At 69.9% G+C, this 16,885-nt stretch carries 23 protein-coding genes and 5 pseudogenes; 2 read left to right on the forward strand and 26 right to left on the reverse strand.

Annotation, left to right across the window (positions count from 1 at the left end; translation table 11 throughout):
- Positions 1 to 35 precede the first annotated feature (35 nt).
- The 16 genes and pseudogenes from G5V59_RS07135 to G5V59_RS07210 form a co-directional block, all read right to left on the reverse strand.
- Positions 36 to 446: a hypothetical protein gene (locus G5V59_RS07135; RefSeq protein ID WP_278256007.1), complete on the reverse strand. Its 411-nt coding sequence runs from the start codon at positions 444 to 446 to the stop codon at positions 36 to 38.
- On the reverse strand, positions 443 to 814 hold the full coding sequence (locus G5V59_RS07140; protein ID WP_278256008.1) for a hypothetical protein: 372 nt from the start codon (positions 812 to 814) through the stop codon (positions 443 to 445). Before G5V59_RS07140 ends, G5V59_RS07135 begins: the two co-directional genes overlap by 4 nt.
- Positions 814 to 1,608, reverse strand: coding sequence for a hypothetical protein (locus G5V59_RS07145; protein WP_278256009.1), 795 nt, complete (start codon positions 1,606 to 1,608; stop codon positions 814 to 816). The genes G5V59_RS07140 and G5V59_RS07145 overlap by 1 nt, the downstream gene beginning before the upstream one ends.
- The gene (locus G5V59_RS07150; RefSeq protein WP_278256010.1) at positions 1,593 to 2,129 is read right to left on the reverse strand and encodes a hypothetical protein; all 537 of its coding nucleotides are present in this window, start codon (positions 2,127 to 2,129) and stop codon (positions 1,593 to 1,595) included. Before G5V59_RS07150 ends, G5V59_RS07145 begins: the two co-directional genes overlap by 16 nt.
- Positions 2,126 to 2,626, reverse strand: a complete 501-nt coding sequence (locus tag G5V59_RS07155) for a hypothetical protein (RefSeq protein WP_278256011.1) — start codon at positions 2,624 to 2,626, stop codon at positions 2,126 to 2,128. Before G5V59_RS07155 ends, G5V59_RS07150 begins: the two co-directional genes overlap by 4 nt.
- 32 nt (positions 2,627 to 2,658) lie before the next feature.
- Entirely contained in the window at positions 2,659 to 3,120 is a 462-nt protein-coding gene (locus G5V59_RS07160; RefSeq protein ID WP_278256012.1) for a hypothetical protein, read from the reverse strand.
- Entirely contained in the window at positions 3,120 to 3,410 is a 291-nt protein-coding gene (locus tag G5V59_RS07165) for a hypothetical protein (protein ID WP_278256013.1), read from the reverse strand. Before G5V59_RS07165 ends, G5V59_RS07160 begins: the two co-directional genes overlap by 1 nt.
- A complete protein-coding gene (locus G5V59_RS07170) occupies positions 3,407 to 3,955 on the reverse strand; it encodes an MlaD family protein (protein ID WP_278256014.1) in 549 nt (182 codons plus the stop codon). Before G5V59_RS07170 ends, G5V59_RS07165 begins: the two co-directional genes overlap by 4 nt.
- Before the next feature lie 29 nt (positions 3,956 to 3,984).
- Positions 3,985 to 5,352, reverse strand: coding sequence for an MlaD family protein (locus tag G5V59_RS07175; protein WP_278256015.1), 1,368 nt, complete (start codon positions 5,350 to 5,352; stop codon positions 3,985 to 3,987).
- Positions 5,328 to 5,948, reverse strand: coding sequence for an MlaD family protein (locus G5V59_RS07180; RefSeq protein ID WP_278259692.1), 621 nt, complete (start codon positions 5,946 to 5,948; stop codon positions 5,328 to 5,330). Before G5V59_RS07180 ends, G5V59_RS07175 begins: the two co-directional genes overlap by 25 nt.
- A 5-nt stretch (positions 5,949 to 5,953) precedes the next feature.
- Positions 5,954 to 6,829, reverse strand: a complete 876-nt coding sequence (locus G5V59_RS07185) for an MCE family protein (protein WP_278256016.1) — start codon at positions 6,827 to 6,829, stop codon at positions 5,954 to 5,956.
- On the reverse strand, positions 6,826 to 7,062 hold the full coding sequence (locus G5V59_RS07190) for a hypothetical protein (protein WP_278256017.1): 237 nt from the start codon (positions 7,060 to 7,062) through the stop codon (positions 6,826 to 6,828). Before G5V59_RS07190 ends, G5V59_RS07185 begins: the two co-directional genes overlap by 4 nt.
- Positions 7,063 to 7,100: 38 nt before the next feature.
- Positions 7,101 to 7,376, reverse strand: coding sequence for a hypothetical protein (locus G5V59_RS07195; protein ID WP_278256018.1), 276 nt, complete (start codon positions 7,374 to 7,376; stop codon positions 7,101 to 7,103).
- Positions 7,377 to 7,390: 14 nt separating this feature from the next.
- Positions 7,391 to 8,232: pseudogene (locus G5V59_RS07200) on the reverse strand (ABC transporter permease).
- Positions 8,232 to 8,955, reverse strand: a pseudogene (locus G5V59_RS07205) (ABC transporter permease). Before G5V59_RS07205 ends, G5V59_RS07200 begins: the two co-directional pseudogenes overlap by 1 nt.
- Entirely contained in the window at positions 8,903 to 9,049 is a 147-nt protein-coding gene (locus tag G5V59_RS07210; RefSeq protein ID WP_278260280.1) for a hypothetical protein, read from the reverse strand. Before G5V59_RS07210 ends, G5V59_RS07205 begins: the two are co-directional and overlap by 53 nt.
- A gap of 233 nt (positions 9,050 to 9,282) precedes the next feature.
- Between G5V59_RS07210 and G5V59_RS07215 the strand changes: the two genes are divergently transcribed.
- Together G5V59_RS07215 and G5V59_RS07220 are read left to right on the forward strand one after the other, a co-directional pair.
- Entirely contained in the window at positions 9,283 to 9,744 is a 462-nt protein-coding gene (locus G5V59_RS07215; protein ID WP_278256019.1) for a hypothetical protein, read from the forward strand.
- A 29-nt stretch (positions 9,745 to 9,773) separates the two neighbouring features.
- Positions 9,774 to 9,881 (forward strand): hypothetical protein, encoded by a 108-nt coding sequence (locus tag G5V59_RS07220; RefSeq protein ID WP_278256020.1) that lies wholly within the window; start codon positions 9,774 to 9,776, stop codon positions 9,879 to 9,881.
- Here the strand turns inward: G5V59_RS07220 and G5V59_RS07225 are convergent.
- From G5V59_RS07225 to G5V59_RS07270, 10 genes and pseudogenes are all read right to left on the reverse strand, one after another.
- Positions 9,862 to 10,635 carry a hypothetical protein gene (locus tag G5V59_RS07225; RefSeq protein ID WP_278256021.1) on the reverse strand — a complete coding sequence of 258 codons (774 nt, stop codon included), beginning with the start codon at positions 10,633 to 10,635 and terminating at the stop codon, positions 9,862 to 9,864. The genes G5V59_RS07220 and G5V59_RS07225 overlap by 20 nt on opposite strands.
- A complete protein-coding gene (locus G5V59_RS07230) occupies positions 10,635 to 10,985 on the reverse strand; it encodes an MFS transporter (RefSeq protein ID WP_278256022.1) in 351 nt (116 codons plus the stop codon). Before G5V59_RS07230 ends, G5V59_RS07225 begins: the two co-directional genes overlap by 1 nt.
- Positions 10,910 to 11,185, reverse strand: coding sequence for a hypothetical protein (locus tag G5V59_RS07235; protein ID WP_278256023.1), 276 nt, complete (start codon positions 11,183 to 11,185; stop codon positions 10,910 to 10,912). The genes G5V59_RS07230 and G5V59_RS07235 overlap by 76 nt, the downstream gene beginning before the upstream one ends.
- 95 nt (positions 11,186 to 11,280) lie before the next feature.
- The gene (locus tag G5V59_RS07240) at positions 11,281 to 11,499 is read right to left on the reverse strand and encodes a hypothetical protein (protein ID WP_278259693.1); all 219 of its coding nucleotides are present in this window, start codon (positions 11,497 to 11,499) and stop codon (positions 11,281 to 11,283) included.
- Positions 11,500 to 11,563: 64 nt separating this feature from the next.
- A pseudogene (gene uvrB, locus G5V59_RS07245) lies at positions 11,564 to 13,404 on the reverse strand (excinuclease ABC subunit UvrB); the annotation flags it as partial.
- Between the two features lie 136 nt (positions 13,405 to 13,540).
- Entirely contained in the window at positions 13,541 to 13,873 is a 333-nt protein-coding gene (locus G5V59_RS07250) for a carboxymuconolactone decarboxylase family protein (RefSeq protein WP_278256024.1), read from the reverse strand.
- Positions 13,870 to 14,925 carry an SDR family oxidoreductase gene (locus G5V59_RS07255; protein ID WP_278256025.1) on the reverse strand — a complete coding sequence of 352 codons (1,056 nt, stop codon included), beginning with the start codon at positions 14,923 to 14,925 and terminating at the stop codon, positions 13,870 to 13,872. Before G5V59_RS07255 ends, G5V59_RS07250 begins: the two co-directional genes overlap by 4 nt.
- Before the next feature lie 458 nt (positions 14,926 to 15,383).
- Positions 15,384 to 15,581: pseudogene (locus tag G5V59_RS36080) on the reverse strand (helix-turn-helix domain-containing protein); the annotation flags it as partial.
- A 113-nt stretch (positions 15,582 to 15,694) separates the two neighbouring features.
- Positions 15,695 to 15,910, reverse strand: coding sequence for a phospholipase D-like domain-containing protein (locus tag G5V59_RS07265; protein WP_341351147.1), 216 nt, complete (start codon positions 15,908 to 15,910; stop codon positions 15,695 to 15,697).
- A 55-nt stretch (positions 15,911 to 15,965) separates the two neighbouring features.
- Positions 15,966 to 16,790: pseudogene (locus G5V59_RS07270) on the reverse strand (phospholipase D-like domain-containing protein); the annotation flags it as partial.
- Positions 16,791 to 16,885 lie beyond the last annotated feature (95 nt).

A 16,885-nucleotide genomic window follows, 5' to 3' on the forward strand; every position in this document is an offset into this window, starting at 1 on the left:
GCCGGACCCGGCTGGGCTCCGGGGGATCGGGGCGCTCACTTGCTCGCCACCGGGCCGATCAGCAGCCACTTCCACGCATCCCCTCCCAGGACCGAGAGGTCCTCCGGCTGGTTGATCCGCACCGGGTTGCCCTGCTCGTCGACGAGGCCCGGCACCGACCCGGTCGCCGGGTCGTAGACGCCACTGTAGACGCGGGCGGGCGAGGCGTTGTTCTTGCGCATGCCCGGCGCGTTGCGGCTGCCCCGCGCGACGTACTCGGGGCCCGCGGTGCACTGCACGTCGGCCGGCTCGGCGTCGGTGAGGTCCTGGGTGGAGCGCCACTTCTCCGGCGGGACGTAGCCCTCGGTGCAGGGCGGCACGCTGTAGTCGAACTGCAGGTTCACGTGGCCCCAGCCGTCGGAGGTGCTGCCGGTCGGGCCGCCCGCGATGAGCGCCGGGTAGGTCACCAACAGCCTGCTCGAGGCCGGGCAGTCTCGCTGAGCAGGATCTGGTCGGTCGTGATCAGGTCGCCCAGCAGGACCGGCAGGGTCGGCTCCAGGTCCTCCAGCAGGCCCTGGACCGCCTTCGCCGCGCCCGGTGTGTCGCCGAGGACCGTGCGCAGGTTGCCGTCCTGGCGGCGCAGCGCGCTCGTCACGGTGTTCAGGTCCTTCGCGAACTTGCGGATGTTCTCCTTCTGCCCACGCTGGGTGCGCAGCACGGTCAGGCTGTTGTCGAGCAGCGCGATCGTCTCGTCGGTGTGCGCGTTGGCCTCCTCGATGAAGGCCGAGCCGCCGTCGAGCAGGCGCTGGAGGTCACGGCCGGTGTCGCCGAACATCAGCCCGAACTCCTTGACGACCTTCTGCAGGCTGTCCTTGTCGACGGAGTTGACGAAGCGGCTGAGGTCGACGAGCAGGTCGCCCTCGTCGACGGGCAGCGAGGAGGCATCGCCCTTGAACCGCGCGCCGTCGGCGGCGTAGGGGCCGTCCTTGCCCTTCGGCTCGAAGTCGACGTACTGCTCCCCCACCGCCGACAGGTTGTGCACCGCCACCTTCGCGTCGAGCGGCAGCCTTCGTGTCGTGCCGCAGGTCGAGGGTGAGGTCCACGCCCTGCTCGGTCGCGGTCATCTTGGTGACCTTGCCGATCTTGACCCCGCGGTAGGTCACCGCGCTGCCCTCGAAGGCGCCGCCGGAGCCGGGCAGGCTGGCGGTGACGGTGATGTTGCGGCCGGTCAACCTGTCGACGACGCCGAGATAGGCTCGCCGTGACGTAGGTGATGCCGATGGCGCTGAGGGCCACGAAGGCCATCAGCCGGATCCGGACCCCGCGGCTCATGCGCTCGCTCCCAGCAGACTCGTCGGTGTCGCCGTACGACGCCCCGGGCTGCACCAGCCCCTGGGTCAGCCCCGAGAGCGCACCGTTCGGGCCGATCAGGCCGCCCTGCAGGAGCCTTGCCCAGGTCCAGGCTGGGCAGCGAGCCTGAGCAGGCTTGCAGACGGGGCTGTTCCTGAGGTCGGGCAGCTTGCACTGCGCCTTGAGGTCCTTGAGCAGGTCGAGGCTGCTGAGCACCTTCGCGCAGGCGGTGCCGAACAGGTCACCGCTCTGCAGGCAGCGGGTCACCTGGTTGAGCACCTCGCCCACGTCGGGCAGCCTGCAGCATCGGGATGCCGAGGCTGCGGAACAGGTTGGTGAAGTCGAGGTCCACACGGGCGATGGTGTTGGCGAAGTCGCCCTTCACGATCTTGTTGGCCGACTGCGGGAACGGGAAGGCTCACCAGCAGGTTGAGCCCCGGCGCGAGTCTGCTCGTCCGCCTCGCGCAGGCTTGCGCAGGATCGGGCTGAGGTCCGCCAGGATCCGGAGCACGTCGTCCTTGCTGGCGTTGATCACCCGGGTGCCGACCTTGCCGAGGCGGTCCAGCGCGCCGAGCATGTCGATCAGGCTCGTCGTGCTGGTCGGCGAGCACCTTGACCGCGGGACCGGTGGCGTCCAGCGCCTCGCCGATCGTGTCCTTCTCCTTGTTCAGCGTGGAGGTCAGGTTGTTGAGCGACTGCAGCGCGTTGATGATCTGGACCTTCTGCTGGTCGAGCGTGCCGACGACCCCGTCGAGCGAGCCGAGCAGCGCCTTGAGCCGGTCCTCGCGCCCGGACATCACCAGGTTGGCCTCGCGGGTGATGGTGCCGAGTCTGGGCGACGCCGCCGCCGGTCAGCAGGAAGGACAGCGCACCGAGCACCTCCTCGACCTCGGGGTTGCGGCCGGTCGCGGCCAGGCTCGATGGTGTCGCCCTCCGAGAGCCGGCCGGTGGCGGCCTGCTGGGTGGGCGCCGCCAGGGCGACGTACTTCTCGCCGAGCAGGGAGACCTGGCGGATGTCGGCGATGGTGTTGTCCGGCAGGTCGACGTCCTTGCGGACCAGCAAAGCTTGACCTTGGCGTTCCATCCCGAGCGGCGCACCTCGGAGACCTCGCCGACGACCACGTCGTCGACCATCACCGGGGAGCGCGGTACGACGTTCAGCACGTCGTGGAAGTAGGCCGTGACCTCGAAGGCGTCGTCGCCGTCCACCTCGTGGCCCGGCAGCGGCAGGTCGTAGGCGCCGTCGAAGCCTGCTGCACCCGGTCAGCACCGCGAGGCCGGCGAGGGCCGCGGTCACCTTCGTCCGCCAGCGGCGAACCGGTCGTGTGCTCATGCGCCTCCTCCCAGCAGGTCCTGGACGGTGGCCCCGTCGCCGGTCGCGTAGGTGACCGCAGTCGACTGCGGCAGCCGGATGCCCTGGTCGGTGTCGGTGCCGCCGGCGACACCCGTTCCCGTGGTGCCGCTCGCGGCGCCCGGCGTCGCGCCGGCGGTGGTCTTGGGCAGGAACTGGCTGTACTTCGGCGGCAGCCACGGCGAACTGGCCAGCACCGGCTCGAGGACCTTCTTGAGCAGCGCGCAGGTGGTGTCCTTGAGCGCCGCCGGCATGGCCGGGTTCTGCTGGATCACCGCGCAGATGAAGCCGTCGGCGTCCCAGATGTAGCCGCCGATGCCGATCCGGCTGCTCTGCGAGCCGGTCACGTGGTCGAAGCCGACCTGGAGGTTGGCCATCGCGGTCGGCGCGATCTTGATCGCGGTCTCCAGGTTGTCCTTCTCCGAGACGATCGTGTTCATCACCTCGGTCGGCTTTGCGCACGTCGGTGACGAAGCCGTCGCGGTTCTTGGTCACGAAGCCCTTCACGCTGCCGACCGCCGAGGCGACCGAGGCCACGGCCTTCTCCAGGCTCGTCGCTCTCCTCCGAGAGCATCGAGGAGACGCCGGTGAGGTCCTGCATGAAGGCCCGCACCAGGGTGTCGTTCTTGGCCAGCGTCTCGGTGAACTTCGCCAGGTAGGTCACCGTCTCGAAGAGCGGCCCGGCGCCGTTGCCGAAGGTCTGCGCCGCCTGCGCCAGGTCGCGGATCATCTGGTTGCCCTTCGCGCCCTCGCCGTCGAAGGCCTTCCGGCCTGCCTCCAGCAGGTGGTCGAGGGTGCCGTCCTTGTTGACGCCGTTCGGGCCGAGCGCCCGGGTGAGGGACTGCAGGCTGTCGTAGATCCGGTCCAGGCTCGACCGGGACGCCGGTCTGCGGCAGGGCGATGTCGGCTCCGTCGGCCATCGCCTTGTCGCCGTCCTTCCACACCGGCGTCAGTCTGCACGAAGCGGTCCGCGACCAGCGTGGGGGTGACGATCACGGCCTTCGCGTCCGCCGGGATCTTGTACGCCGCGTCGTACTCCATCTCGACCCGGACCGAGTTGCCCTCCGGGATCACCGCGGTCACCTTGCCGACGTTGACGCCGAGGACGCGCACGTCGCTCCCGGCGTAGACGCTGACGGCGCGGGGGAAGTGCGCGGTCACGGTGCGCATCTCGGCCGGCGAGCGGAACAGGTTGAGCGTCACCGCGACGAGCAGGAGCACGCCGATCACGACCAGCAGCCGCCGGTCGATCCGCTTGAGGACGGTGGTCACCATGGCGTCAGTCCACCGTCCCGGGCACGAACTCACCGGTGGGCAGGGCGAGCAGGTTGGACGCGTAGGCGTCGAACCACGGGCCGGTGCCGATGATGTTGCTGAGGATGGAGACATAGGGGCCGAGCGCGGCCAGCGTCTCCTTGATCTTCTGCTTCTTCGACACCAGGAAGGAGACCAGTCCGTCGACCTCCTGCAGGGCCGGCCCGATCTGCTTCTCGTTGTCCTTGACCAGTCCCCGCAGGCTCCACCGCGAGGGTGCGTGCGTTGACGAGCAGCGCGTGCACGGCGTCGCGGCGCTTGGTGAGCTCCTTGAAGACGAGGTCGCTGTTCTTCATCAGCGACACGATGTCCTGGCTGCGCTCGCTGAGGACCTTGCTGACGGACTTCGGGCTCTCGAAGAGGCTCTGGATCTCCGCGTCGCGGGAGGCCACGCTGCGCGAGAGCCGGGCGATGCCGTCGAAGGAGGCCCGGATCTCCGGCGCGGACACGTCGAGGGTGTCGGCCACCGTGTCGAGCGCCGTCGACAAGCTGGCCGGTGTCGATCTGCTCGGTGGTGTTGGTGAGGTCGGTGAACACCCCGACGATGTCGTACGCCGCCTGGGTCCGCTCGACCGGGATCGTGCCGCCGGAGGCGAAGCCTGCCCCGAGCCCTCGGGCTGGACGTCGAGGAACTTCTCCCCCAGCAGGTTGAGCACCTTGATCGAGGCCTTGCTCTCCTTGCCGAACTCCACGTCGCCCTTGAGCTCGAACTTCACCTTCACCCGGTCCCCGGCCAGCGCCACGTCGGTGACCCGGCCGACCCGGATCCCGCCGACCTGGACGATATTGCCCTTGTGGATGCCGCTGGCGTCGCTGAACTCGGCGTAGTAGGTCGTCCCACGGAAGCCGGGGAACTTGCCCAGGTTGAAGGTCGCCGCCGAGACCAGCGCCATCACCACGAGGGTGATCACGCCGAGGCGGAGGATGCGGGCGTCGGTCGGTCGGGCCATCACTTCTGGCACCTCGGCGCGGTGGACTTGAACGAGAAGTCTCTCGATGTACTTCGTCGACTTGCTTGAGCAGGGCCTGCTCGCCGATGATCGGCGAGCTTGATGTGCGCGGAGACACCACAGACGTAGTACTGGTACCACGAGCCGTAGGTGCCGGTCCGGGTCTGGTCGGTCATCGTCTCCGGCATCCGGTCGAGCAGACTCGGCGAGGTTCTTGCGGTTCTCCGGCTTGTTGAGCAGGCTTGGACAGGCTCGCGCAGCGCGGCGATGTCCTCCTTGAGCAGTGGCCGGCCTCGGCGCAGGAAGTCCGCCACGGTGACGGTCAGGCTGGGAGATGTTGTCCAGCGAGGAGCCGATCGTGTCGCGATCCCTGGCGAGGTCGCTCATCCAGTCCTTGAACTCGACCACCAGCGTGCTGGTTTGCTGGTGCCGCGCGTCGACCGTCTTGAGCGTGGAGCCTGAGGTTGGTGACGACCTGGCCGATCAGCGCGTCGCGGTCGGCCAGCGTGCTGGTCAGCGAGGCGGTGTGCGCGAGCAGGCTCTTCACGGTGCCGCCCTCGCCCTGGAGGACCTGGACCAGGTTCATGCTCAGGCTCGTTGACCTGGTCGGGGGTGAGCGCGGCGAAGAGCGGCTTGAAGCCGTCGAAGAGCGTGGTCAGGTCCAGCGACGGCGAGGTGTTCTGGACCGGGATGGTGGCGCCGTCGCGCAGCGCCTTGGCGTCCTTCGCATCGCTGCCGGCCGTCAGGGCGAGGTACCGGTCGCCGACGAGGTTGAGGAAGCGGATCTCGGCGCGCGAGGAGGTGGTCATGTCCACCCCGGCGTCGACCTTGAAGGTCACCAGGGCCATCGAGCGGTGGTAGTGCTCGACGTCCTTGACCTCGCCGACGTTGACCCCCGCGACCCGGACGTCGTCGCCCTTCTCCAGCATCGTGGCGTTGGTGAAGACCGCCTTGAACTCGTTGCGGTCGCCGAAGCCGATGTTGCCCATGATCACCGCGAGCATCCCGGTCACCACGATCGAGATGACCGTGAAGATGCCGAGCTTGATCGCCGCCGCGGTCGTCGTGGCGTTGCGGCGGTTGAGGAGCCTGGTGGGCGGTCGAGCCTGCTCACGAGGCCGCCTTCCCGGTGCGCACGACCGGGCCGTAGAGCAGGGCGCCGAGGGCGCCGTAGCTCGTCCGCCGAGTGGCCGCTGCTGCCCGCCAGCATCGCGTTGACCAGGCGCTGCTCGGCGGTGCTGCCGGCCGAGCCGTCGAGGCTGACCGGGTTCGGGTTCGGCACCCCGGGGATCGGGAACGGCAGGTATCCGCCCTTCTCGTCCTGGTCGGTGCCCTGGTCGAAGGTGTACTTCTTGCCCGGCACGGTGAACTTCGGCAGGCCCGCGCACCACGGGCCGTGCCCGACCTCGCCGTACGTCGGCAGGTCGCGCTCGTCGTAGACGCGGTACTGCGGGGCGCCGATCTCGATGTACTGCTTGACGACGTCGCCCTCGAAGGTCTTGGACAGGATCGGCTCGTAGTTGGCGGCGCCGCGGATCAGGCAGGGGAACTCGGGTGAGTACTTCGCGAGCAGGCCGATGACCGGCGCGGTCACCTGCCCCATCCGGATCAGGTTCTGCTCGTTGCTCGCGAGCACCCGGGTGGCGGTGTTCGCCAGGCCGGTGAGGTCGGAGAAGAAGGTGTCGAGGTCCCGCTTCTTCTCGACGACGGTCTTGCTGGTGACCGTGACGTTGTCGAGGACGTCGAGCAGGTCCGGCGCCGCGACGTCGTAGGCGTCGGCGACCTCCGCCAGCGAGATGAGGTCCTGGCGCAGCGTCGGCAGGTGCTCGCCGATCGCACCGACGTAGGTGCCGAGTCCGGTCCATCGTCCGCCCGATCTGGTCACCGCGGCCGTCGAGCGCGGTGGCCAGCGCGCTGAGCGTGCGGTTGAGGTCCTGGGGACGCACCGCGCGCAGCAGCGGGAACAGGTCGGCCAGCACCTGGCTCAGGCTCGACGTTCGTCTCCACCCGGTCCGAGGGGATCACGTCGCCGTCGCGCAGCGGGCGCGCGGCCGCGCCCTGCGGGCGCACCAAGGAGACGAACTTCTGGCCGAAGAGCGTGGTCGGCAGGATCTGCACGCTGATGTTGGAGGGGATGGTCCTGGCGGCGTCGGGCTTCAGGCTCCAGCGTGATGACCGCCTGCTCGCCGTCCTGGTCGATCTTGTCGACCCGGCCGACGAGCACCCCGTGGATCCGTACGTCGCCGAACTTCGGCGAGCTGAAGACCGGCCCGGTCCGCCTTGACGGTGACCGTGGTCGTGGAGTCGAAGGCCTTGTTGTAGAGCGAGATCGAGAGCCACACGAGCATCGCGATCACGGTCAGGAACGCGACCCCGGCCACGAGCAGCCGGTTGTGCTCGCGCGCGTTGTCGTGGTGGATGTTGACCAGCATCGGACCCCGCGCCCCTACCCGGTGATCCGCACGGTGGTCGTGGATCCCCAGATGGCGAAGGTCGAGGAAGAAGTCGGCGACCACGATCGTCACGATGCTGGTCCGGATGGCCTTGCCGACCGCGCGGCCCACGCCGGCCGGCCCGCCCGAGGCGGTGTAGCCGTAGTAGCAGTGGATGAGGATCACCGCCACGGCGAGGAACAGCAGCTTGAAGAACGACCACAGGATGTCGATCGGCGGCAGGAACTGCAGGAAGTAGTAGTCGTAGGTGCCCGGCGACTGACCGTAGATGTAGACCACGATCAGCCGCGGCGAGAGGTACGACGCACAGAGCGCGACGATGTAGAGCGGGATCACCGCGATGAACGCCGCGACCATCCGGGTGGTCACCAGGAAGGGCAGCGACGGGATGCCCATCACCTCGAGCGCGTCGATCTCCTCCGAGATCCGCATCGCGCCCAGGCGCGCGGTGTAGCCGCACCCGACGGTGGCCGCGAGCGCGATCGCGGAGACGAGCGGGGCGACCTCGCGGGTGTTGAAGTAGGCGGAGATGAAGGCGCTGAACTTGCCGACGCCGATCTGGCTCACCGAGGCGTAGCCCTGGATGCCGACCTCGGTGCCGGCGAAGAAGGCCATGAAGGCGATGACGCCCGCGGAGCCGGCGATCAGGCTGAGCCCGCCCGCGCCGAAGGCGACCTCGGCGAGGGTGTTGCTGATCTCCCGGGGGTAGCGGCGCACGGCGCGCGGCGCCCAGGAGATCGCCTTGACGTAGAAGAGCAGGCTGGTCGCCGTACCCCTCGAGGGTGGAGCGCCCGGACTTGAGCGTGCTGGAGGCCGACTCGGAGACGACAGCCATCACAACCCCACCGGCGGGGCGACCTGGAAGTAGATCGCGGTGATCACGGCGTTGAGGAAGAACAGCGCCATGAAGGCGACGATCACCGACTCGTTGACGGCGCGGCCGACGCCGCTGGGCCCGCCGCCGGCGTTGAGGCCCTTGTAGGAGCCGATGATCGCGGCGAGCCAGCCGAAGATCGCCGCCTTGATCATCGCGATGTAGAGGTCGGGCAGCGAGGCGAGGGCGGTGAACGTGGAGAGGAAGGCACCGGCCGAGCCGCCCTTGACGATGACGGTGAAGAAGTAGCCGCCCCCGATGCCGGTCCCGATCACGATGCCGTTGATCATCACGGCCACGAACATGGTGGCGACCACCCGGGGTGCCACCAGACGCTCGAGCGGATCGATGCCGAGCACCTCCATGGCGTCGATCTCCTCGCGGATCTTGCGGGCGCCGAGGTCGGAGCAGATCGCCGAGCCGGCCGCACCGGCGATGATCATCGCCGCCGCCATCGGCGCCGCCTCCCGGACCGTCGCGAGCACGGCGGTGGCCCCGGCGAAGGACTCCGCACCGAGCCTGGCCGGTGAGGTTGGCGACCTGCAGCGAGATCACCGCGCCGAACGGGATCGACACCATGATCGTCGGCATCAGCGTCACGCTGGTCACGAACCAGGCCTGCTCGAGGAACTCACGGAACTGGAAGGGGCGGGTGAAGATCCGCTTGGTCACCTCGACGACCATCAGCGCGATCTCGCCGGGGCCGCGCACGACCGACTGGGCGTTGAACGCCACGACCCCTCCTTCTCCTGCTCCCGTTGCGGGAATAGTAGAACACGTTCTCGTTTGTGACCAACGCGACACCCAGGACGTGGACCACATCGGATACCGCACAGGGTCAACGCCCCCCCGCCGCGAACGGGTCACGCCCCGGCCATCGCATTCGCGGGTTCCGGGGTCCCGGTGCCTAGGATCAGGGCGTGCAGCAGCCCGCCTCCCGCCTCCCGGCACCCCTGCAGGCGGTCGTCGCGCACCCCTCGGCGGTGCTGCTCGTGGCCCAGACTCGTGCTCGTGCTCGCCTATCCCGGGCTGCAGGGCTCGACGGTGGGCAGGGCCTTCGCCGGCGTCGCGCAGATGGTGGTCGTGCTGATCTCGGTCTGGGCGGTGCGCCGTACGGAGGTGCTGACCTGGGTCGCGCTGCTGCTCGGCGCCCCGGCGGTCGTGCTCGCGGTCGCCGAGGCGATGCAGCCCGACGTCGGCTGGGTCGTGGTGGCCTCCGCCGCCTTCCACGTCCCGTTCTACTTCTTCGTCTCCTACGCCCTGATCCGCTACCTCTTCCACGACGACAAGGTCACCCGTGACGAGCCTGTTCGCGACCGGCGCGGCCTTCACCGTGGTCGCCTGGGGCTTCGCCTACCTCTACGCCGCCGCGCAGGTCGTCTGGCCCGGCTCCTTCGTCGGCTACTCCAGCCCGGACGCCGGCGAGGCGCTCCCCTGGTTCGAGTCTGCTCTACCTCTCGTTCACGACGCTGACCAGCGTCGGGCTCTCCGACGTCTACCCGGTGCTCGCCCACGCGCGCTCGCTGGTGATGGTCGAGCAGGTGGCGGGGGTGTTCTACGTGGCGCTGGTGGTGGCACGCCTGGTGGGGCTCACCGCGCGGCGGGGGTGAACTCGACCATCGAGGAGCCGCCGGCGACCTGGTCGCGGGTGGTGAGCGCGCGGATCCGGCGGCGGTAGCGCACGATCTGCGCCGCGCCGAGGCCCCACAGCAGGTACTGCACCGCCATCGCCCAGTGGAAGGCTCCTGGCCCGTAGGAGTCACCCGAGCCGCTGGACAGCGCGTCCAGGACGACGCCGACGGCGACGATGACGACCAGCGAGGCGGTGAAGCCGCCGACGTTGATGATGCCGCTGGCACTCGCCGTGCGGTGGTCCGGGTTGCTGGTGCGGGCCACGTCGAAGCCGACCATCGATCCCGGTCCACCAGCGCCCACGACCACGACGAGCAGCACCAGCAGCCACAGCGGGGCGTCGCCCGGCCACAGCAGCACGGCACCCCACACGGTGGCCATCGCGCCGACGATGGTGAGCCCGATGGTCGAGCGGTGCCAGGGGTGCCGCCCGACCAGCCAGCCCATCAGCGGGCCGTAGAACAGGTTCGTCAGGAAGAGCAGCGAGATCAGCGCGCCCGCGGTCGCCTCCGAGCGGTGCTCGGCGCTGACCAGGAACGGGAAGCCCCACAGCAGGCCGAGCAGTGCCGGGCTGAACGGCGTGGAGAAGTGGATCCACAGTCCGAGCCGGGTGCCGGGCTGCTCCCAGGAGGCGGCCAGGCTGCGGGCCAGGTCCCGTGCCGACATGGGTACGCCGCGCAGGTGGGCCCGCTCCGGGGAGTCGTGCAGCACCAGGCGCACCACCACCAGCATCACCAGCCCGGCGGTCGCACCCGCGAGGTAGGCCCGGGTCCAGCCGAGCCTGGCCCAGCGCCCAGGTCATCGGGGCCGCGGCGGCCAGCGCGCCTGCCTGACCGAGGTTGCCGGTGAGCCTGGCTGACCAGCGGCACCTGGCCGCGCGGGAACCACGAGGTCACCAGGCGCAGCACGCAGATGAAGGTCATCGCATCGCCCACCCCGACCATGGCCCGGGCCACCAGCGCGGTCGGGTAGTCGCCGGCGAAGGCGAAGGCGGCCTGGCCCAGGCTCACCACGGCCACCGCCACGGTGAGCACGGTGCGGGAGCCGTAGCGGTCGACCATGAGGCCGACCGGGATCTGCATGGCGGCGTACACCAGCAGGCTGGAGCATGGTGAACGACGCCAGCCTGGCTGGCCGAGATGTCGAACCGCTCGGTCGCCGCGAGCCCGGCGACGGCCAGGCTGCTGCGGTGGAAGACGGCGAGGGCGTAGACGGTGAGGCCGACGCCCCAGACCAGCCAGCGGCGGCGCGCGGGGGTCTCCCTCGCCGCGTCGCCTGTCACCCGAGCAGGCTAGACCTGGGCCGGGACCGGCTCCGAGCCGGCGACCGAGTGGACTTGGTCACGCTCGCGACGGGCTCCTCACTTCGTCGCTTCCATCATCTGGCGGAGGCTCCTTCTTGAGCTCGCTGATCTCGTCGCGCAGCCGCGCGGCCAGCTCGAACTGCAGGCTCCGCCGCGGCGGACCTCATCTGGTCGGTGAGGTCCTGGATCAGCCTGGGCCAGGTCCGCGCTCGGGAGTCCGGCCAGGCTCCGCCGCGTGGCCACCGACGTCGGTCGAGCGCAGACTGCGGGGTCGGCGACTTCTTGGGCTTCACGCCGCCGGCGCGGCCCTTGACCCCCGCGTCGGCGAAGGTCTGCAGCAGGCTCCTGGGTGCTCTCGTCCTCGCGAGCGAGCATCTCGGTGATGTCGGCGATCTTCTTGCGCAGCGGCTGCGGGTCGATGCCGTGCTCGGTGTTGTAGGCGACCTGGCGCTCGCGGCGCCGGTTGGTCTCCTCGATCGCCGACTCCATCGACGGGGTGATCTTGTCGGCGTACATGTGCACCTCGCCGGACACGTTGCGCGCCGCGCGGCCGATCGTCTGGATGAGCGACTTGTCCGAGCGCAGGAAGCCCTCCTTGTCGGCGTCGAGGATCGCGACCAGGGAGACCTCGGGGAGGTCGAGGCCCTCTCGGAGCAGGTTGATGCCGACCAGGACGTCGTAGAGCCCGAGCCGCAGGTCGCGCAGCAAGCTCGATCCGCTTGAGGGTGTCCACCTCGGAGTGCAGGTAGCGGGTGCGGATGCCGGCGTCGAGGAGGTAGTCGGTGAGGTCCTCGGACATCTTCTTCGTCAGGGTCGTGACGAGGACCCGCTCCTCCTTCTCCGCACGCAGCCTGATCTCGTGGATGAGGTCGTCGATCTGGCCCTTGGTCGGCTTCACGACCACCTCGGGGTCGACCAGGCCGGTCGGGCGGATGATCTGCTCGACGACGTCGCCCTGCACCTTGTCGAGTCTCGTAGTCGCCGGGCGTCGCGGAGAGGTAGACCGTCTGCCCGATCCGGTCGAGGAACTCCTCCCACCGCAGCGGCCGGTTGTCCATCGCGCTCGGCAGCCGGAAGCCGTGCTCCACGAGGTTGCGCTTGCGCGACATGTCGCCTTCGTACATCCCGCCGATCTGCGGCACGGCGACGTGCGACTCGTCGACGACGAGCAGGAAGTCCTCGGGGAAGTAGTCGAGCAGCGTGTTGGGAGCGCTGCCGCGGGAGCGGCCGTCCATGTGCATCGAGTAGTTCTCGATGCCCGAGCAGGAGCCGACCTGGCGCATCATCTCGATGTCGTACGTCGTGCGCATCCGCAGCCGCTGCGCCTCGAGCATCTTGCCCTGCTTCTCGAAGGTCTCCAGCCTGCTCGGCGAGCTCGGCCTCGATGCCGCGGATCGCCCGCTCCATCCGCTCCGGGCCGGCGATGTAGTGGCTGGCCGGGAAGACGTAGAGCCTCGGTGTCCTCGGTGAGGACCTCGCCGGTGACCGGGTGCAGCGTCATCAGCCGCTCGATCTCGTCGCCGAAGAACTCGATCCGCACGGCCATCTCCTCGTAGACCGGGAAGATCTCGAGGGTGTCCCCGCGCACCCGGAAGGTGCCGCGGGTGAAGGCGAGGTCGTTGCGGGTGTACTGGATCTCGACCAGCCGCCGCAGCACCGAGTCCCGGTCGTGCTCCTCCCCCACCCGCAGCCGGATCATCCGGTCGACGTACTCCTGGGGGGTGCCGAGACCGTAGATGCAGGACACCGTGGAGACCACGATGACGTCGCGGCGGGTGAGCAGGCTGTTGGTCGCCGAGTGCCGCAGCCGCTCGACCTCCTCGTTGATGGAGGAGTCCTTCTCGATGTAGGTGTCGGTCTGCGGGACGTAGGCCTCGGGCTGGTAGTAGTCGTAGTACGACACGAAGTACTCGACCGCGTTGTCCGGGAAGAGCTGGCGCAGGCTCGTTGGCGAACTGCGCGGCCAGGGTCTTGTTGGGCTGCAGCACGAGCAGCGGGCGCTGCACCTGCTCGGCGACCCACGCCACCGTCGCGGTCTTGCCCGTGCCGGTGGCGCCGAGCAGCACGACGTCCTGCACGCCGTCGTCCAGCCGCTTCGAGATCTCCTTGATGGCAGCCGGCTGGTCACCGGACGGGGAGTACTCGGACTGGACGTGGAAGGGCGCGACACGACGCTCGAGATCGGTGACCGGACGCATGCCTCCAGCGTACGAGACACCGCCGACAGTGCCGGCCACCCTGGGGTTCTTGACCAGTTCCTATGGTTCTTGACCGTTGCAACGGTCAAGAACCGTAGGAATCCCCGGGTAACCGGGGATTCCTGCAGCCACCTCGTCAGCGCGGCCGGTCCGGCTCCACCCGGAGCACGTGCAGCGCGGTGGCGAGCATCGCGTAGTGCCCGGCGAGCAGCACGATCTCGATCCGCTCACGGTCGTCGAAGTGCGCACCCAACGCGCCCCACAGCGCGTCGGGGAGGTCCTGGTCGGCCACCAGCGCGTCAGCGGCCCGCAGCAGGAGCCGCTCGCGGTCGCTGAGCCCGGGCTGGTCGTGCGCGCCCGCCTCGATCGCGGCGATCTCGGCCTCGGTCAGGCCGGCTCGCCGGCCCAGTCGCCGGTGCTGCGTCAGCTCGTACGCCGACGAGCGGAGCGCCGCGACACGCAGGATCACCAGACTCCGACTCCCGCCGGGAGAGCCGTCCGCCGGGCATCAGCCGTCCGGCGAAGTGCAGCCACCCCCAGAACAGCCGGCGGTGCCGCCCGAGGGTGAGGAAGACCGCCGGCGGCTCGGTGCCCTGGACCCGGCCGGCGACCCGGGCGAAGCCGGCGACGAGGGGGCCGACCTCGCGCCACGTGCCGGGCTCGATCCGGGCGCTCACGGCAGGCTCCGGGCGGCGGGCCCGCTCGACCGCGGGCAGGACCCGGTTGGCGCCGTAGGCTGAAGGCGCGCATGGCCAGCGCGTAGCCGGGCGGGAACCAGCGCTGGAGCAGGTGGACCAGCCGGATGTCGGCGGAGGTGTAGACCCAGTAGCGGTTGCGCAGCGCGCCCCTCCAGATCGCGGCCGCGGCCTGCTCGGGCGAGACCGCGCGCTTCTGGAAGTGCTTCCTCGCCCGCACGAAGGAGCGGCTGTGCTGGTCGATGCCGGCGATCCGGATCGTCTCCACGAGACCGGTGTCGACGCCGCCGGGGCAGACCAGGCTGACCCCGATCCGGTGCCGGCGCAGGTCGTAGCGCAGCACCTCGGAGACCCCGCGCAGGCCGAATTTCGTGGCGCTGTACGCCGCGTGCCAGGGCATCGCGATGATGCCCGCCGCCGACGAGACGTTGACGAGTCGCCCGCCGCGGCCGGCGTCGATCATCGGCGGCAGGAACTCCTCGATGACGTGGATCGGGCCCATCAGGTTGACGTCGACGAGGCGCTGCCAGTGCTGGGGCTCCAGGCTGCGCACCGTGCCCCAGATCGCGATCCCCGCGACGTTGAGGACCACGTCCATCGGGCCGTGCCGCTCGGTGACGCGGCGGGCCAGGCGTCGTACCTGCTCGTGGTCGGAGACGTCGGCCGGCTCGGCCGTGGCGACCTGACCCCCGCGGGCCCGGATGCCGGCGGCGACCTCGGCGAGCAGGTCGCCCTGCAGGTCGGTGAGGTGCAGCACCGCGCCCTGCTCGGCGGCCTGCTCGGCGACGGCGCGGCCGATGCCGCTGGCCGCACCGGTGACGAGCACCTGCTTGCCGGCGAGGTGGCGGACGGGGGGGACGGAACCACATGGCGGTTCTCCTCATCGATCGGGGATGAGCGACGCCGCGAGCGCGACGAGCCGGGGGTGCAGCGCGGCGAGGCCGGCCGGGTCGTCGAGCACCACCTGGGCGGTGACCAGGCTGCACGACGGCCGCCAGCAGCGCCTCGCAGGCGAACCGGTCCTGCTCGTCGCGGGCACCCAGCACCTCGGCCAGCGCGTCGCCCGCCTCGCGCTGGACCGCCAGCCGGCGCAGCAGCACGTCGGTGCCGGCCGCCCAGGTCTCGACCAGGAACAGCCGCGAGCGCCGGGGCTCCTCGGCCAGCGCCGCGAGATAGGCTCGCGAGCAGCGTGCCGAAGCGCTCCAGCGGTGGGCCCTCGGCGGCCAGACCGGCGGCGAAGCCGGTGCGCAGGGCGTCGGTCGCCCAGTCGTAGGCCGCGAGGAAGCAGTCCTGCTTGGAGGCGAACTGCTGGTAGAAGGTCTCCCGGGACACGCCGGCCCGGCGGATGATCTCGGCGACGGGCGTCGCGACGTACCCGCGCTCGGCCATCGCGTCGGCCATCGCGGTGAAGATCCGCTCCCGCTGGGCAGCCTGGACCTCGGCCCGGCTCAGCCCGTGGCGGCCTCGCGGAAGAGTGGGCATGCCCGCGACGGTTTCACGAACAGGTATGTTCGTCAATGCCTCTCAGAGCAGCGGGCGAAGCGGGGCCAGGACCAGGCTCGGTGAACTTGCGGTGCAGGTCGCGCGCCTCCCACTCACCGCTGGTGAGATCCAGGCAGTGCGACTGGTCGACCTCGAAGATCGCCTCCAGGCTCCCGGGCGAACTCCTCGTCGATCACCTCGACGTTGATCTCGAAGTTCCCCGACAGGCTGAGCCGGTCGATGTTCGCGGTCCCGACGGTGGACCAGTTGCCGTCGACAGTGGCGGTCTTGGCGTGCACCATCGCGTCGCGGTAGCGCAGGATCCGCACCCCGGCGTCGAGGAGCCTGGCTGAAGTACCCGCGCGAGATCCAGTCGGCGACGATGTGGTTGGACTTCAACGGCAGCAGGAGTCGTACGTCGACCCCGCGCCGCGCGGCGTCCTTGACCGCCGCGATGAAGTCCTCGTCAGGCAGGAAGTACGCCTGGGTCAGCCACACGTTGCGGCTGGCCCGGGTGATCGCCTCGATGTACATCGCCCGGATCGGGAACATCCACAGTCGCGGCACGTTGCGCTGCACGCGCACCCGCGGCTCCCAGGTCGAGGCCGTCTCCAGCAGCAGCGGCCGCTCGGACCCGCGCAGCCGACGACGCCGGTTGAGGTTCCAGAAGTCGGCGAAGGCGCGCTTGAGGTCCCACACCGCCGGCCCGGTGATCCGGACGTGCGTGTCGCGCCACTCCGTCTCGTACGCCGAGCCGATGTTGTAGCCGCCCACGAAGCCCACGCTGTCGTCGACCACCAGGATCTTGCGGTGGTCGCGGCCGTAGCGGCGCAGGTCGAAGAAGCGCCAGCCCGCGGCGTAGACCGGGTAGCGCAGCACCTTCACGTGCGAGGGAAAGTGCTGGAACGCCGGGGACACGACGAGGTTCGCGAAGGCGTCGTAGATGCAGTAGACCTCCACGCCCCGGTCGGCTGCGGCGACCAGTGCGCGCTTGAACCGCTCCCCCGTGGCGTCGCCCTTCCAGATGTAGGTCTCGAAGAGGATCTGCCGCTGCGCGCCCTCGATCGCGGCGAGCATGTCGTCGTACAGGTCGCGACCGTAGGTGTAGGTGGTCATCTCGCCGTCGCCGACCGACACCGTGCGCGGCTCCCGCGTCGGGAACGGCTTGGGCCGCTTGCCGCGCCGACGGTAGGAGTCGACCAGCGACATCGCGATCGCCACCACGAAGGGCACGCCGACGACGGTGAGCAGGAACCGGCGCAGGATCGTCCTCAGCCCGGTCAGCGGGTCGGAATCGGAGTGCG

This window comes from Nocardioides convexus, assembly GCF_011090295.1.

Excerpts from the sequence above, each read along its gene's own strand:
- G5V59_RS07140 (WP_278256008.1), bottom strand. The coding sequence starts at position 814 with ATGTTCGGCGACACCGGCCGTGACCTCCAGCGCCTGCTCGACGGCGGC.
- G5V59_RS07160 (WP_278256012.1), bottom strand. The coding sequence starts at position 3,120 with ATGAACACGATCGTCTCGGAGAAGGACAACCTGGAGACCGCGATCAAG.
- G5V59_RS07230 (WP_278256022.1), bottom strand. The coding sequence starts at position 10,985 with ATGCAGATCCCGGTCGGCCTCATGGTCGACCGCTACGGCTCCCGCACC.
- G5V59_RS07225 (WP_278256021.1), bottom strand. The coding sequence starts at position 10,635 with ATGCTGGTGGTGGTGCGCCTGGTGCTGCACGACTCCCCGGAGCGGGCC.
- G5V59_RS07180 (WP_278259692.1), bottom strand. The coding sequence starts at position 5,948 with ATGCTCGCGGTGATCATGGGCAACATCGGCTTCGGCGACCGCAACGAG.
- G5V59_RS07165 (WP_278256013.1), bottom strand. The coding sequence starts at position 3,410 with ATGATCCGCGACCTGGCGCAGGCGGCGCAGACCTTCGGCAACGGCGCC.
- G5V59_RS07170 (WP_278256014.1), bottom strand. The coding sequence starts at position 3,955 with ATGGTGACCACCGTCCTCAAGCGGATCGACCGGCGGCTGCTGGTCGTG.
- G5V59_RS07195 (WP_278256018.1), bottom strand. The coding sequence starts at position 7,376 with ATGCTGGTCAACATCCACCACGACAACGCGCGCGAGCACAACCGGCTG.